This is a genomic window from Arthrobacter sp. ZBG10 (assembly GCF_001238605.1).
Classification (GTDB): Bacteria; Actinomycetota; Actinomycetes; order Actinomycetales; family Micrococcaceae; genus Arthrobacter.
Window position 1 is genome coordinate 1 of the sequence record NZ_LFQH01000028.1, and the last position, 14,703, is coordinate 14,703.

Consider the following 14,703-nt stretch of genomic DNA (forward strand, 5'->3'; position numbering starts at 1 on the left):
GGCCTTTCCATACCTGAATTCTCCCAGCACCCTACGACAAACCAGGGGACCTTGAAACGTTCCCCAAAGGCACACGTGACATCAACAGCCGGTAGGGAAAGCACCCGGCTAAAGGACGAACCCGGCGCTCACCGCTCCCTCAGGATCGGGTTCAAGAGTGGCCCCGGCCGCAGCAAGCAGGTGCTGCGCAACGACGTTCCCCCCGGTGGTCGAAGCGGATAAGCGGGACACGCCGGCAGCCCGTGCTGCAGCCAGCACCAGCGCCAATGCTGCCGACCCGATGCCCCGGCCCCGATAACTCCTGCCCAGCCAGATCCCGGTTTCGGCCTCCCCAGCCCCGGCGCCCGTGGCTTCGGCTGCCGGAATCCGTTTGAGCCGCACGGATCCTGCTAACTCCCCGTTGGCCATAACAGCCCACGATTTCTCGCCGGACGGGCCATCCAGGCCGGTCGCCGAACGGTGGTACGCCAAAAACCACTCATGCCGTTCGTGGTTCCAGCCCGGACCGCCCAGCGGGGGAGTCACCTCGTCCGGGGCCGCGTCCCGCACCGCGAGTTCCCACAGGCCGGTCAGGACCGATTCGTCCACATCTGCGAGTTCAACTGCCATGCGCAGTGTCCACCCATTCGGTTCCTTCGAGCGTCAGGGTCGCGGTTCCGGCCGTCAGCGACTGCAGGCGGTGGTTGGCGGCGTCGATCGCCTCCGCGTCGTCCGGGAGGGCCAGTCGCAGGATGGTGTGGCTGCCTCCGTATGCGGTTTGCCCCAGGGTGAACCCCGCAGTCCGCAGGTCATTCTCCAGTCGCCCCGCCTGCCCCGGCGGCACGGAGGTGGAACAGATCCGCAGCCGGCTCCTGTGCGTCAGACGTGCCAGTGCCAGCGACGTCGAAACCGACTCCGAATATGCCCTGACCAGGCCCCCGGCGCCCAGCAGCACACCACCAAAATAGCGGACGACGACGGCCGTAACGTCACTGAGGTCCGTCACCCCGGGCACGGTCTCCCGTTTCGCCAGGGCTTCGAGCATGGGGGTTCCGGCGGTGCCGGCCGGTTCGCCGTCGTCGTTGGAGCGCTGGACGGTCCGGTCCGGACCCACAATAAAGGCGGAGCAGTGATGGCGGGCGTCGTGGAATTCGCGGCGCAATTCGGCCACGAGGTCCCTGGCCGCAGTTTCGTCAGGAGTCCGCCGAAGGACAGTGATGAACCGGGAGCGGCGGATCTCCAGTTCATGCCGGAAATCGTCGCCTGCAGCCAGCGTGGTGTACCGGGTGGCGCGGCTCTCCTGCTCTTGCACCGCTCAAGTGTAGTACGGGCAGCGGGGCCGGTTCCCGGGGGTTGCCCGGCAACGGCGATAGTGTTGAAGTGTGCTGAAAATCGGTTTGACGGGCGGCATCGCCTCCGGGAAGTCCATGGTGGCCACGCGCCTGAGGGAGTTGGGTGCCGTCCTGGTGGATGCCGACGCCCTGGCCCGCGAGGTGGTGGAGCCGGGGACTCCGGGGCTGCGGCGCATCGTTGCTGAGTTCGGAGCGGCCATGCTGGACGACGGCGGCCGGCTGGACCGGGCCAAGCTGGGCGCCGTGGTGTTCGGTGAGCCCGGGCGCCTGGCGGCCCTTAATGGAATCGTCCATCCGCTGGTCCGGGCCCGGTCCGCGGAACTCGTGGCAGCTGCCCCCGAAGGTTCTGTAGTGGTCCAGGACATTCCCCTGCTGGTGGAAACCGGGCAGGGGAGCGCCTTCCACCTGGTTCTGGTGGTGGATGCACCGGAAGAAGTGCGCGTGCGGCGGATGGTGGAACACCGCGGGATGACGGAGATGGAGGCGCGGTCGCGGCTGGCCGCCCAGGCCAGCCGGGATGAACGGCTGGCGGCTGCAGATGTGGTTCTCGACAACTCGGGCGGGCGTGGGGATGTCCTCGATCGGGTGGACAGGCTGTGGGCGGACCGCCTGCTGCCCTTTGCGCACAACCTCGCCGCGGGTGTCCGGGCCTCACGAAACAGCGGTCCGGTGCAGGAACCGTACCGGGACAGCTGGCCACTCCAGGCCGCCCGGCTGGGCGGCCGCATCCGGGCGGCCGCGCCGGATGAGATCCGGGCCGTGGACCACATCGGCTCAACATCCGTTCCTGGGCTCGGTGCCAAGGACGTCATCGACCTCCAGGTCACCGTTCCCGACCTTGCCGCAGCGGATCGGATCGCGGAACTCCTGGCCGCCGCCGGGTTCCCCCGGGTCCCCGGCGTCAACCGCGACACTCCCAAGCCCCCCGAGACTGACAGCGCCCGGTGGCAGAAGCGCTTCCATGCCAACGCGGACCCCGGCCGCGACGTCAACGTGCACGTCCGTGCCGTGAATTCGCCGGGATGGCGCTATGCCCTGATGTTCCGCGACTGGCTCCGCGCCGATCCCGGGGCCGCTGCCCGCTATGCAGAGCATAAAAACGTGCTGGCCAACCAGTTCGCCGGCGCCGGCACCACCCGCGGCTATGCCGAGGCGAAAGAGCCGTGGTTCACGGACGAAGCCTGGCCCCGGATGACCGAATGGGCTGCCCGCTCCGGCTGGGCGCCGCCGTCGTACACTCCCTGATGGCTGTCCGGGCGGGCACCGGATGTTCGCCGGTAACGGACTGGCAGCCTGGCTGTCGGTGCCCGGTTGTAGATTAGATGCATGAGCCTTGCGCAGGAAATAAACCGTGTTGTTTCGCCCTTCGAAGTCATCAGCGAGTTCAAACCTGCAGGCGACCAGCCGGCGGCCATCAAGGAGCTCACCGAACGTATCAAGAACGGCGAGAAGGACGTGGTGCTCCTGGGCGCCACGGGTACCGGTAAAAGCGCCACCACCGCCTGGCTCATCGAGCAGGTGCAGCGCCCCACCCTGGTGATGGTGCAGAACAAGACCCTTGCCGCGCAGCTGGCCAACGAATTCCGCGAGCTGCTGCCCAACAATGCGGTGGAGTACTTCGTCTCCTACTACGACTATTACCAGCCTGAAGCGTACGTGGCCCAGACGGACACCTTCATTGAGAAGGACTCGTCCATCAACGAGGAAGTCGAGCGGCTCCGGCACTCCGCCACCAACGCGCTCCTCACCCGCCGCGACGTCATCGTGGTGGCCACTGTGTCCTGCATCTACGGCCTGGGCACGCCGGAAGAGTACATCGCCGGCATGGTGACCCTGCGCAAGGGTGCCGAAATGAACCGGGATGACCTCCTGCGCAAATTCGTCTCCATGCAGTACGCCCGCAATGACATGGACTTCCACCGCGGCACGTTCCGCGTCCGTGGCGATACCGTGGAAATCATCCCCATGTATGAGGAACTCGCCATCCGGATCGAATTCTTTGGCGACGAAATCGAGAACATCCAGACCCTCCATCCGCTCACCGGTGAGGTGCTCCGGGAAGAGGACGAAATGTACGTCTTCCCCGCCTCCCACTACGTGGCCGGACCCGAGCGGATGGCCCGCGCCATCAAGCGGATCGAGGATGAGTTGGCCGAACGGCTCCAGGTGCTGGAGAGCCAGAACAAACTCGTCGAGGCCCAGCGGCTGCGGATGCGGACCACCTACGACCTTGAAATGATGCAGCAGATGGGGTTCTGCAACGGCATCGAGAACTATTCCTCCCACATCGACGGCCGCGCCCGCGGCACCGCACCGCACTGCCTGATCGACTACTTCCCGGACGACTTCCTCCTGGTGGTGGACGAATCACACGTGACCATTCCCCAGATTGGCGCCATGTACGAAGGCGACATGTCCCGCAAGCGCAACCTGGTGGACTTCGGGTTCCGGCTGCCGTCCGCCATGGACAACCGGCCGCTGAAGTGGGACGAGTTCCTGGACCGGGTAGGCCAGACCGTCTATCTCTCCGCCACCCCCGGCAAGTACGAACTGGGCAAGGCGGACGGCTTTGTGCAGCAGATCATCCGGCCCACGGGCCTGATCGATCCTGAGGTGGTGGTCAAGCCCACCAAGGGCCAGATCGACGACCTTCTGGGCGAGATCCGGACCCGGGTGGAGAAAAACGAACGCATCCTGGTCACCACCCTCACCAAGCGCATGGCGGAGGATCTTACGGACTACCTCCTGGGGCACGGGATCAAGGTCGAGTACCTGCACTCGGACGTGGACACCCTCCGCCGGGTGGAACTGCTGCGTGAACTCCGGATGGGCAGCTTCGATGTCCTGGTGGGCATCAACCTGCTGAGGGAAGGCCTGGACCTGCCCGAAGTGTCCCTGGTCAGCATCCTCGATGCGGACAAGGAAGGCTTCCTCCGGTCCTCGACCTCGCTGATCCAGACCATTGGCCGTGCCGCCCGCAACGTCTCCGGCCAGGTCCATATGTACGCGGACCGGATCACGGACTCCATGGCGCACGCCATCGATGAAACCAACCGGCGCCGTGCCATCCAGGTGGCCTATAACACCGAACGTGGCATCGACCCGCAGCCGCTGCGGAAGAAAATCGCGGACATCACCGACCAGCTCGCCAAGGAAGACGCCGACACCGATGCGCTGCTGGGCAGCTTCGACTACGGCAAGGGCAAGCGCGGGATCACGGGGGCAAACAAGGGCGGCGCGAAGAAGGGCTCAGCCCAGGTCCGCGCGGACGGGCTCGCTGCGGCGCCGGCCGAGGATCTGGTGGGGCTGATCGCACAGCTCACCGAGCAGATGCATGGCGCAGCCGCCGATCTTCAGTTCGAGGTGGCCGCACGGATCCGCGACGAAGTCGGTGAGCTGAAGAAGGAACTGCGCCAGATGCAGGCAGCCGGGCACGCCTGACCGCCACGTCATCTTGGGTGGGCCGGGGTCCTTTGGTGCCGGTCTGGGTTACAGTTAACGTCGCGTAGGGGAGTATCCCGAGTGCTACGATCGTCAACACGCAGGGCATGGTTGCCCCGCCGGGCGTAGCGGGCCGCCACATCAGCACCAAGTGCATCGGCAGGCCGGAGAGACTTACACGACTTTTCCGTACCCTGCGAAAGGCTACCTGTGCTCGATTTGCCCGTATGGTTCGAGGTTGGCTCGTTTGTCATCCTCGGCCTGATCCTCCTGATTGACCTCCTCCTGGTGGTGCGTCGTCCGCACGAACCCTCCATGAAGGAAGCCGGCCTCTGGGTGGCCTTCTACGTCAGCCTCGCGCTGGTGTTTGCCGGTGCCATGTTCTTCTTCACCGGCCCTGAATTCGGCGGCCAGTTTGTGGCCGGCTGGGTCACGGAGTACAGCCTCAGCATCGACAACCTCTTTGTCTTCATCATCATCATGGCCAGGTTCTCCGTACCCCGAAAGTACCAGCAGGAAGTCCTGATGGTGGGCATCATCATCGCCTTGATCCTCCGCGGCATCTTCATTCTGCTCGGCGCCATTGTGATCGAACAGTTCAGCTGGGTCTTCTACATCTTCGGTGCGTTCCTGCTGTGGACCGCCTGGAAGCAGGCACAGGACGAAGGTGAGGACGAGGAGGACAAGGAAAACCCGCTCATCGCCCGGATCCGCAAGATCATCCCGATGTCGGAGAAATTCGATGAAGGCAAGCTACGCACCACCGTGAACGGCAAAAAGGTCTTCACCCCGATGCTGATCGTGTTCATCACCATCGGCCTCACCGACCTGCTGTTTGCCGTTGACTCCATCCCGGCCATCTTCGGCCTCACGCAGAGCCCCTTTATTGTGTTCACCGCAAACCTGTTCGCCCTCATGGGCCTCCGCCAGCTGTACTTCCTGCTGGGTGGCCTCATGAACCGCCTGATCTACCTGAAGCACGCACTGTCGTTCATCCTGGCGTTCATCGGCGTCAAGCTGGTCCTGCACGCCATGCACGTGAACGAGCTGCCCTTCATCAACGGCGGCAACCACATTGAATGGGCCCCGGAGATCCCCACCTTTGTGTCCCTCGCAGTCATCGTCGGCACCATCATTGTCGCCGTCGTCGCCAGCCTGCTGAGCTCCAAAGCCAAGGACGCCCACGTGGACCCGCGGCTCGAGGAAGACGCCCGCAAGAGCCACAGCGACTAACACCCGCAGGCACAGCACCACAGCAATCCCGGCCGCACCTGCGGCCGGGATTGCTGCTTTAAACGCCATGCGCCGAGGGCTGGGGCTATGCTTCCAGCATGGCCGCCAGAACCCCCTCGGACCCCGACGTGCGCCGCATTCAACAGCGCACGGTGGCACTGTTGGCCGGCGCCCAGGTCTTCGGCGGCATCGGCGCAGGAGCAACGGTATCCATCGGCTCCATCCTCGCCGTGGAGCTCTCCGGGTCCAGCGCCTGGGCAGGAGTGGTGGCCACCGCCATGACCCTCGGTGCAGCCGTGGCCGCCGTTCCCCTGGCGGCGTTGGCAGACCGGAGCGGCCGGCGGATCAGCCAGGTGGGCGGACTGTTGACTGCCTTTGGCGGCACCGTCCTGATGGTCCTGGCAACGGTGACCGGCCTGTTCCCTTTGCTGCTGCTGGGTGCGGCTGGAATCGGCGTGGGTTCGGCCGCAGGCCTGCAGGCACGGTTTGCCGCCGTGGACCTTGCGGCGGCCGGGAGCCGGGGGAAGGCGCTGTCCACTGTTGTGTGGGCAGTGACAGTAGGTGCCGTTGCCGGACCGAACCTGATCCGGCCCGGTGCCGCGGTGGGGTTGGCCTTGGGCCTGCCGTCCACCGCGGGACCGTTCATCATCTCAGGCACCGGCCTGCTCGTCGCCGTCGTCATTGTCTTCGCCGGACTCCGCCCGGACCCGCTGCAGCTGGCCAGGGAACTTGCCGCCGTGCCCCGCGCCCCCGCCAAAGCTGAAGATCCCGCGGGGGCAAAAGGGTCCCTGGCCAGGGGTTTCCGGGCCATCCAGGGCTCCGCGGGTGCCCGGCTGGCCGTTGCCGCGGTTGTCGCCGCCCACGCGGTAATGGTGGGCATCATGTCCATGACGCCGCTGCACCTGCAGCATGTGGTGGAAGGACCCGCCGCCTCGCAGGCCGGGCACCATGCGTCAGCCGACGCCCTGGTTGTCATTGGCTTCACCATTTCCCTGCACATCGCCGGCATGTATGCACTCTCGCCGGTGATGGGCTGGCTGACCGACCGGGCAGGCCGGATCCAGACCATCATGATCGGGCTTACGCTGCTGCTGGGCGCGGCGGCCGTGGCCGGCCTCGGCCAGGGCTCCACCACCGCCGTAGCCGTGGGCCTCGTGCTGTTGGGCATGGGCTGGTCGGCGGCCACGGTGGCCGGGTCCACGCTCCTGGCCGAAAGTGTGGACCCGGACTCCCGCGTGGTGGTCCAGGGGGTGTCCGACATGCTGATGGGCGCCGCCGGTGCGGTGGGTGGTGCCGTCTCCGGGCTTGTGCTCAGCTGGGCAGGCTATCCGGGCCTGAACATGCTGGGCGCAGTGATCGGGGCAGGTGTCCTGGCCGTGGCCTTCCTCTCGCTGGCAGCGCGGCGCAGGCAGTCAGCGCCGGACTGACCGGACCATTCCCAGCAGCTGGCCGAAAATGGCTTCGCCGTCGTCGGCAATTCCGTCGTGGTGGAAGTCTGCAGTCTCCCAGACCTGCAGCCCGCGGACGGCTGAGGCGGTGCCCAGGGACAAGTCCCGGTCCACATAGATGTCCTCCGCATACACGGCGGCAGCCACGGGCACCGTGTTTGCAGCCAGCCGGTCGACGTCGTACAGCGGCGCCCAGTCCTCCTTCGCCGCCAGCAGTTCCGCGACGCCGCGCAGGGGCTGCAGCGCCGGGTCCTGGTCGAAGTACCACGGGTAGACCATTTCGCCCGTCAGTAGGACGTGGTCGGCGTCCGGCCGGAACTGCGGGTACTCGGCGAGGACCCGCCAGGCGGCCCACGCGGTGGCTGAACCCTGGCCGTAGATGGATTCGTGCACCACTGCGTACAGCGGGTTTGAGCGGCGGGAAACGATGCCGTGCACCTGCTCGAGGAAGGCGTCCGAAAGGCGGGTGCCGCCGTCGGCCGCGACGAACGCATCTTCCAGGAGGTGGTGCAGCGCGTCCACCCGGGTGTTGCCGCCCAGGAAGGAGCCCACCATCTGGAACCGTTCAACGGTGAGGACGCTGCCGTCCGGCAGCGTTTCGGCAGTGCTCCGCAGGTGCCGGGCAATCCGGTCCACCGTGTCCCGGTCTTCCGGGTACCAGCCGAAGTACTGCGCGTTCCGGGCTGCCACGCGCCGGAAGGTGGCCCGGTAGACGTCCTCCGCAGGTACTGACAGGGGAGCGAGCCCGCCGGTGATCAGGGCTTCCCTGAGGCCCTGCGGCGCAAACGAAAGGTAGGTCAGGGCGCAGAATCCGCCGTAGCTTTGGCCAAAAATGCTCCAGGCCGGCGAGCCCAGCGTGTTCCGGATGAGTTCCGCGTCGGCCACAATCGAATCAGCACGGAAGTTTTCCAGGTAGGCGGCCTGCGCTGCCTCGTCGCCCTGGAGCGCCAGCGTATTCCGGTCGATCGGCGTGGACAGGCCGGTGCCGCGCTGGTCCAGCATCAGGATCCGGAAATCCTTGGCAGCGGCTTTGCTCCAGCCGCCCAGGGACGCAAACCTGTTGCCACGGCCGCCGGGGCCGCCCTGCAGGAACAGCAGCCAGGGCAGGTCTTCCGCTTCCTGGGGGGTGTGCGCCGTGGAAACGTACTCCCGGGCAAATACGGTGATGGTTTCCGAGTCAGTCCCGTGCACCAGCGGCACGGTGAAGTAGTGCTCCACCGTCCGCATGCCGCGGTACTCGTGCCGCGCCTTGACCTGGTGGCCCGCGGTGCGGGCAGGCCCGACAGCCGTCACGGCCGCGTCAGCCATTGACCGCTGCCGGGACGGCCGTGCCGAACTGCGTCAGGGCCGCACCGGTGAGCCGGAACGTGGACCACCCGTCCATGGGGCGGGCGCCGAGGCTCCGGTAGAAGTTGATGGACGGCTCGTTCCAGTCAAGGACGCTCCACTCCACACGGGCGTACCCGTTGGCCAGGGCGATCCCTGCAAGGTGCTGCAGCAGGGCCTTGCCGTGGCCTTCGCCGCGGGCGGCAGGGCTGACGTAGAGGTCCTCCAGGTAGATTCCGTGGACACCTTCCCAGGTGGAGTAGTTCAGGAACCACAGCGCGAACCCCTGGACCTGGCCGGCCGCGTTTTCCGCGATGGCCGCGAAGACACGCGGGTCCGGACCGAACAGGACCTCCTGCAGCATTTCCGGGGTGTTCCGGACGGCGTCAGGCTCTTTTTCGTAGTCGGCCAGTTCGTGGATCATCCGAAGGACTGCAGGTACATCGTGCTGGTTTGCGGCGCGGATTACACTCATTGTTCGAGCTTACCGCCGTGACACCGCAGGACGCGCCGGGCAACGGGTGCCGTGCGCCAGGTCCTACAGGCGGTTCACGGCCGTCACGGTGAGGACCGCGGTGCCGGCCTCGTCCGAAGCCGCAAGGTCCACGTCGGCGGAGATGCCCCAGTCGTGGTTCCGGGCGGGGTCGTCAAAGATCTGCCGCACCTTCCACGTGCCGGGTTTCTCGGTGATGATCAACAGGCCGGGTCCGCGGGCATCCGGGCCGGTGCCGATGTCGTTGTGCTCGTCGAAGTAATCGTCAAGGGCATCCTCCCACCGGTCCGCATCGAAGCCGGCAGCGCCGTCCAGCAGGCCCAGCGCAGCGGCATCTTCGTCCGCGAAAAGTTCCACCCGGCGGAACATCTCGTTGCGCACCATTACCCGGAAAGCCCGGATATTGGCGGTCAGCAGCGGAGGCGGCGGCGGCGGAGCGTCGTGCGGGGTGAGCGTGTTGCCGGCGGCCAGCTCCTCCCATTCGTCCAGCAGGCTCGAGTCCACCTGGCGCACCATCTCACCCAGCCACGCCACCAGGTCCTCCAGGTCTTCGCGCAGCATGTCCTGCGGCACCGTCTGCCGGAGCGCTTTGAACGCGTCGGACAGGTACCTCAGCACAATGCCCTCGGACCGGGCCAGCCCGTAGAACTGGACGAACTCGCCGAAGTTCATGGCCCGCTCGTACATGTCCCGGACCACGGACTTGGGGGCGAGTTCGAAATCGCCCACCCACGGTGCCGCCTTCCGGTACACCTCGAACGCTTCACCCAGGATCTCGGCAAGGGGCTGCGGATACGTGACCTCCTCCAGCATCGCCATCCGCTGGTCGTATTCGATCCCGTCGGCCTTCATGGCCGCCACAGCCTCGCCGCGGGCCTTCTTCTGCTGGGCGGAAAGGATCTGGCGCGGCTTCTCCAGGGTCGCCTCGATCACGGACACCACGTCCAGGGCGTACGACGGCGACTCCGGATCCAGGAGCTCCAGCGCAGCAAGTGCAAAGGGGGAGAGCGGCTGGTTCAGGGCGAAATTGGCCTGCAGGTGCACGGTCAAACGGACTGTTCGGCCGTCCGGGCCCTGCTCCTGCACGGGGATGCGTTCGATGACCTCGGCCGCCAGCAGCTCCCGGTAAATCCCCAGCGCCTTCTTCATCAGCCGGAGCTGGGAGGACCTGGGCTCGTGGTTTTCCGTCAGCAGCCGGCGGGCGGCCGTGAAGGGGTCGCCCGGCCGCTCCATCAGGTTCATCAGCATGGCGTGGGTCACCGTGAAGCTGGAACCCAGTGGATCAGGAACAGACTCGACGAGACGCTTATAGGTGGGTTCGCCCCAGGAGACAAAACCCTCCGGCGGCTTCTTTTTGACCACCTGGCGCAGCTTCTTCTGGTCATCGCCGAACTTGGCGGTCGCTTTCGCCATGGCCTTCACGTTTTCGGTGACGTGCTCCGGCGCCTGGACCACCACGGTCCCGGCGGTGTCGTAGCCTGCCCGGCCTGCCCGGCCGGCAATCTGGTGGAACTCCCTGGAGTTCAGCAGGCGGGTGCGGACGCCGTCGTACTTGCTCAGGGCGGTGAACAGGACGGTGCGGATGGGCACGTTGATGCCCACACCAAGGGTGTCCGTGCCGCAGATGACTTTCAGCAGTCCTGCCTGGGCGAGCTGTTCCACCAGCCGGCGGTACTTGGGCAGCATGCCGGCGTGGTGCACGCCGATGCCGTGGCGGACCAGCCGGTTCAGGGTCTTCCCGAAGCCGGCGGCGAACCGGAAGCCGGCAATCAGCTCCGCGATTTTGTCCTTTTCCTCGCGGCTGCAGACGTTGATGCTCATCAGCGTCTGGGCCCGGTCGATCGCTTCGATCTGGCTGAAGTGGACCACGTACACGGGGACCTGTCGGGTGGAGAGCAGTTCCTCGAGGGTCTCGTGCACCGGGGTCTGGTGGTAGTAGTTGTGCAGCGGGATGGGCCGCTCGGCGGAGCTCACGGTGGTGGTGGGCCGGCCGGTCAGCTCCGTGAGTCCGTCCTCGAACCGGGCCACATCGCCGAGCGTCGCGGACATCAGGAGGAACTGCGCCTGCGGGAGTTCCAGCAGCGGGACCTGCCAGGCCCAGCCGCGCTGCGGGTCGGAGTAGAAATGGAACTCGTCCATGATCACGGTGCCCAGCTCCGCGGCTGTTCCCTCGCGCAGCGCCACGTTCGCCAGGATCTCCGCGGTGCAGCAGATGATCGGTGCGTCCTGGTTCACCCCGGAGTCCCCGGTGACCATGCCCACGTTTTCCGCGCCGAAGATCTCGCAAAGGGCAAAGAACTTCTCGGACACCAGAGCCTTGATGGGCGCCGTGTAGTAGCTGCGGCGGCCCTGGGCCATCGCCTGGAAATGCGCGGCGATGGCCACCAAGGACTTACCGGAACCTGTGGGGGTGGCCAGGATCACGTTGGCCCCGGTGGCGAGCTCCATGATGGCCTCGTCCTGCGCGGGATACAGCGCCAGGCCCCTGGCCTGCGTCCATTCAACGAACCGCGAATACAGGACATCGGGGTCGACGGCGGCAGCCGGGTTCAGAGCGGAAAGATCAGTCAGCTGGTCAACGAGTTTCATTGATTTCCAGCTTAGTGCCCCGGTACGCCCCGGAATCCGTTCCGGCCGGGCTAGGCTCGGCAGCATTGCTGCAGCACCAGAAACTGGAGGAAAACATGAAGTGGGATCCGGCGAAGTATGTTCAATTCGGCGATTACCGGGACCGCCCGTTCTTCGACCTCACCGGCAGGGTACACGCCCAGGCCCCGCAGCAGGTGGTGGACCTGGGCTGCGGGCCCGGCAACCTCACCGCAACGCTGGCGGAACGCTGGCCGGCTGCGACCGTGGTGGGCCTGGATTCCTCCCCGGACATGCTCACCAAGGCGGCGGGCCTGGCCGCCGGCGGCCTGCGGTTTGAGCAGGGCGACATCGCGGGCTGGCGGCCCCCGGCCGGGACGGACGTGGTGGTGACCAACGCCGCCCTGCAATGGGTTCCGGGGCACCAGGACCTCATGCGGACCTGGCTTGCCGCACTCCGACCAGGGGCCTGGTTCGCCATGCAGGTGCCCGGCAACTTCAACGCGCCCTCCCATACCCTGATGCGCGGCCTCGCCGCGTCGGAGCGCTGGGCCCCCCAGCTCGCAGGGGTCCTGCGGGGCGGCGAGTCGGTGGGGGAGCCGGCGGAGTATCTGGACCTGCTGCTTGATGCCGGCTTCACCGCCGATGCGTGGGAAACGAGCTACCAGCAACTGCTGCCGGGTGCCGATCCCGTCCTTGAATGGGTCCGCGGCACGGCTCTGCGGCCGGTCATGGCTGCACTGCCCGCTGAAGAGGGCGCCTTGTTCGAGGCCGAATACGCTGCCCTGCTGGCCGAAGCCTATCCGCCGGGCAAACACGGCACGGTCTTTCCCTTCCGCAGGATCTTCTCCGTCGGCCAAAAGAACGGCTGAGGCAGCCGCAGCGCCAGCCTCTACAAGACCGGTCACGCGATATGACACCGGTCGAATGTGATGTGCCCTACAATGACGGAATGGTTGATGGGGTGGAGGCTACCGCCCACCCCGGCCATTCGACCTGCACTGGAGGTTCCTTGCTGATTGCGTTGATGGGGCGGCTCCTTCGGGGCCACAAAGCAGCCGTGGTCGCCCTGGTCCTCCTGCAGCTGGTCCAGGCCGGCGCCACGCTCCTGCTTCCCACCATCAACGCCGCGATTATCGATGACGGCATCGTGGCGGGCGACGTCAGCGTGATTTCCCGCCTCGGCCTGGTGATGGCCGCCGTCGCCGCCGTCCAGGCCGCCGCCGCCATCGCTGCCGGGTACCTCGGCGCCGTGGTGGCGATGAAAATCGGTCACGGCCTGCGGGCCCGCATCTTCGACCGGATCCAAGCCCTGTCCTCCCAGGATGTGGCCCTGTTCGGAGCCCAAAGCCTCACCACCCGCGCCACCAACGACACCCAGCAGATCCAGGCGTTCGCGCTGCTGGTGTTCACCATGTTCTTCGCGGCCCCGGCCATGGGAGTGGGCGGCATCGCCCTGGCCCTGCACCAGGATGCGGGCCTGTCCGCAGTGGTGATCGCCATTGTGCCGCTGCTGGTGCTGATCATGTATCTGATCGTCCGGCGGCTCATCCCGTTGTACCGCGAAGGCCAGGACTTCCTGGACCGCGCCGGCGGCATCCTCCGCGAGCAGATCATCGGCGCCATGGTCATCCGGGCGTTTGTCCGCCAGGACCATGAGGTCCAACGGTTCGCCGGCGTGAACAGGAAGCTCACGGCCAACAACCTGCAGTCCGCGCTGCTGGTCGCCGGGATGCTGCCCCTGATCATGCTGGTGGTCAACCTTTCCTCCGTGGCCGTGGTCTGGTTCGGCGGGCACCGGATCCAGGCCGGGCAGATGAACCTTGGCGCATTAACGGCGTTCATCGCCTACATCCTGCAGATCCTGCTGGCCATCATGATGGCCATGTACGTCCTGATGACCGCACCCCGGGCCGCCGTTTGCGCAGAACGGATCACCGCCGTCCTGGACGCCGAACCGTCGGTCACCGATCCCGGCCCGGCCGCCACCGCGCCCCGCAGGTTTCCGGCAGCGCGCCACCTGCAGACACCGTCCCGTGCCGCCGCCGTCGAGTTCCACAACGTTGGCTTCTCCTACCCGGGTGCTGAGGCTCCGGTCCTCGCCGGCATCTCCTTCACGGCCGCGCCCGGAACCACCACTGCCATCCTGGGATCCACCGGCAGCGGCAAGTCCACCCTCCTGAACCTGCTGCCCCGCTTCCTGGACTCCACAAGCGGCCGGATCAGCCTCGACGGCACGGACATCAAGGACCTGCCGCTGGATGGCCTGCGCCGGAGCATGTCCATCGTCCCTCAGCACTCACACCTCTTTTCCGGCACCATCGCCGCGAACCTGAGGGTGGCTGCGCCGGAGGCCACAGACAGTGAATTGTGGGCGGCGCTGGAAACCGCACAGACCATGCGGTTCATGCGGGACCTGCCCCATGGCCTGGAGACACGCGTGGGCCAGGGAGGCACCAGCCTGTCCGGCGGGCAGCGGCAGCGCCTCTGCATTGCCCGGGCGCTGCTCCGGAAGGCGCCGCTTTACCTGTTCGACGACAGCTTTTCCGCCCTCGACTATGCAACGGACGTCAGGCTGCGCGAAGCACTCCAGTCCAACCTGTCCACGGCCACCGTGATTGTGGTGGCCGAGCGCATTTCGGCGGTGGAGGCCGCTGACCTGGTGCTGGTGCTCGACGGCGGGCACCTGGTGGCGCAGGGGACGCACCTTGAACTGCTGGCAGGGTCTGCCACCTACCGTGAAATCGCGGAATCGCAGCTTGCCCTGGATGGCCGGCAGTGACAGCCGGCGGCAGCGGGGGAGAGGAGCCCGGATTCTGGCCCACCGCGGGCAGGCTGCTGGGCC

General features: G+C 66.5%; 11 protein-coding genes. 6 read left to right on the forward strand and 5 right to left on the reverse strand.

The features are described 5' to 3' along the window. Positions 1–108: 108 nt before the first annotated feature. Together ACU18_RS06860 and ACU18_RS06865 are read right to left on the reverse strand one after the other, a co-directional pair. Complete coding sequence (locus ACU18_RS06860; protein ID WP_050684789.1) at positions 109–609, reverse strand: GNAT family N-acetyltransferase; 501 nt, start codon at positions 607–609, stop codon at positions 109–111. After that, on the reverse strand, positions 599–1,291 hold the full coding sequence (locus ACU18_RS06865) for an IMPACT family protein (protein WP_050684790.1): 693 nt from the start codon (positions 1,289–1,291) through the stop codon (positions 599–601). Before ACU18_RS06865 ends, ACU18_RS06860 begins: the two co-directional genes overlap by 11 nt. 70 nt (positions 1,292–1,361) lie before the next feature. On the opposite strand from ACU18_RS06865, the gene coaE reads away from it, so the two are divergent. From coaE to ACU18_RS06885, 4 genes are all read left to right on the forward strand, one after another. Beyond that, entirely contained in the window at positions 1,362–2,576 is a 1,215-nt protein-coding gene (coaE, locus tag ACU18_RS06870; RefSeq protein WP_050684791.1) for a dephospho-CoA kinase, read from the forward strand. A gap of 81 nt (positions 2,577–2,657) precedes the next feature. Beyond that, entirely contained in the window at positions 2,658–4,772 is a 2,115-nt protein-coding gene (uvrB, locus tag ACU18_RS06875; RefSeq protein ID WP_050684792.1) for an excinuclease ABC subunit UvrB, read from the forward strand. Positions 4,773–4,982: 210 nt separating this feature from the next. Beyond that, positions 4,983–6,005, forward strand: coding sequence for a TerC family protein (locus tag ACU18_RS06880; protein ID WP_050684793.1), 1,023 nt, complete (start codon positions 4,983–4,985; stop codon positions 6,003–6,005). A gap of 98 nt (positions 6,006–6,103) precedes the next feature. Continuing rightward, entirely contained in the window at positions 6,104–7,432 is a 1,329-nt protein-coding gene (locus ACU18_RS06885; protein WP_050684794.1) for an MFS transporter, read from the forward strand. On the opposite strand, the gene ACU18_RS06890 is transcribed toward ACU18_RS06885, so the two are convergent. From ACU18_RS06890 to ACU18_RS06900, 3 genes are all read right to left on the reverse strand, one after another. Next, positions 7,418–8,761: an alpha/beta fold hydrolase gene (locus ACU18_RS06890; RefSeq protein ID WP_050684795.1), complete on the reverse strand. Its 1,344-nt coding sequence runs from the start codon at positions 8,759–8,761 to the stop codon at positions 7,418–7,420. The genes ACU18_RS06885 and ACU18_RS06890 overlap by 15 nt on opposite strands. Next, positions 8,754–9,254, reverse strand: coding sequence for a GNAT family N-acetyltransferase (locus ACU18_RS06895; protein ID WP_050684796.1), 501 nt, complete (start codon positions 9,252–9,254; stop codon positions 8,754–8,756). Before ACU18_RS06895 ends, ACU18_RS06890 begins: the two co-directional genes overlap by 8 nt. A gap of 63 nt (positions 9,255–9,317) precedes the next feature. Continuing rightward, complete coding sequence (locus tag ACU18_RS06900; protein WP_050684797.1) at positions 9,318–11,861, reverse strand: DEAD/DEAH box helicase; 2,544 nt, start codon at positions 11,859–11,861, stop codon at positions 9,318–9,320. A gap of 95 nt (positions 11,862–11,956) precedes the next feature. On the opposite strand from ACU18_RS06900, the gene ACU18_RS06905 reads away from it, so the two are divergent. Next, on the forward strand, positions 11,957–12,730 hold the full coding sequence (locus tag ACU18_RS06905) for a trans-aconitate 2-methyltransferase (RefSeq protein ID WP_050684830.1): 774 nt from the start codon (positions 11,957–11,959) through the stop codon (positions 12,728–12,730). A 155-nt stretch (positions 12,731–12,885) separates the two neighbouring features. After that, complete coding sequence (locus tag ACU18_RS06910) at positions 12,886–14,640, forward strand: ABC transporter ATP-binding protein (RefSeq protein ID WP_082178216.1); 1,755 nt, start codon at positions 12,886–12,888, stop codon at positions 14,638–14,640. The last annotated feature ends 63 nt before the right edge of the window (positions 14,641–14,703 follow it).

Excerpts from the sequence above, each read along its gene's own strand:
- ACU18_RS06890 (WP_050684795.1), bottom strand. The coding sequence starts at position 8,761 with ATGGCTGACGCGGCCGTGACGGCTGTCGGGCCTGCCCGCACCGCGGGC.
- uvrB (WP_050684792.1), top strand. The coding sequence starts at position 2,658 with ATGAGCCTTGCGCAGGAAATAAACCGTGTTGTTTCGCCCTTCGAAGTC.
- ACU18_RS06860 (WP_050684789.1), bottom strand. The coding sequence starts at position 609 with ATGGCAGTTGAACTCGCAGATGTGGACGAATCGGTCCTGACCGGCCTG.
- ACU18_RS06905 (WP_050684830.1), top strand. The coding sequence starts at position 11,957 with ATGAAGTGGGATCCGGCGAAGTATGTTCAATTCGGCGATTACCGGGAC.
- ACU18_RS06900 (WP_050684797.1), bottom strand. The coding sequence starts at position 11,861 with ATGAAACTCGTTGACCAGCTGACTGATCTTTCCGCTCTGAACCCGGCT.
- ACU18_RS06910 (WP_082178216.1), top strand. The coding sequence starts at position 12,886 with ATGGGGCGGCTCCTTCGGGGCCACAAAGCAGCCGTGGTCGCCCTGGTC.
- ACU18_RS06895 (WP_050684796.1), bottom strand. The coding sequence starts at position 9,254 with ATGAGTGTAATCCGCGCCGCAAACCAGCACGATGTACCTGCAGTCCTT.
- ACU18_RS06885 (WP_050684794.1), top strand. The coding sequence starts at position 6,104 with ATGGCCGCCAGAACCCCCTCGGACCCCGACGTGCGCCGCATTCAACAG.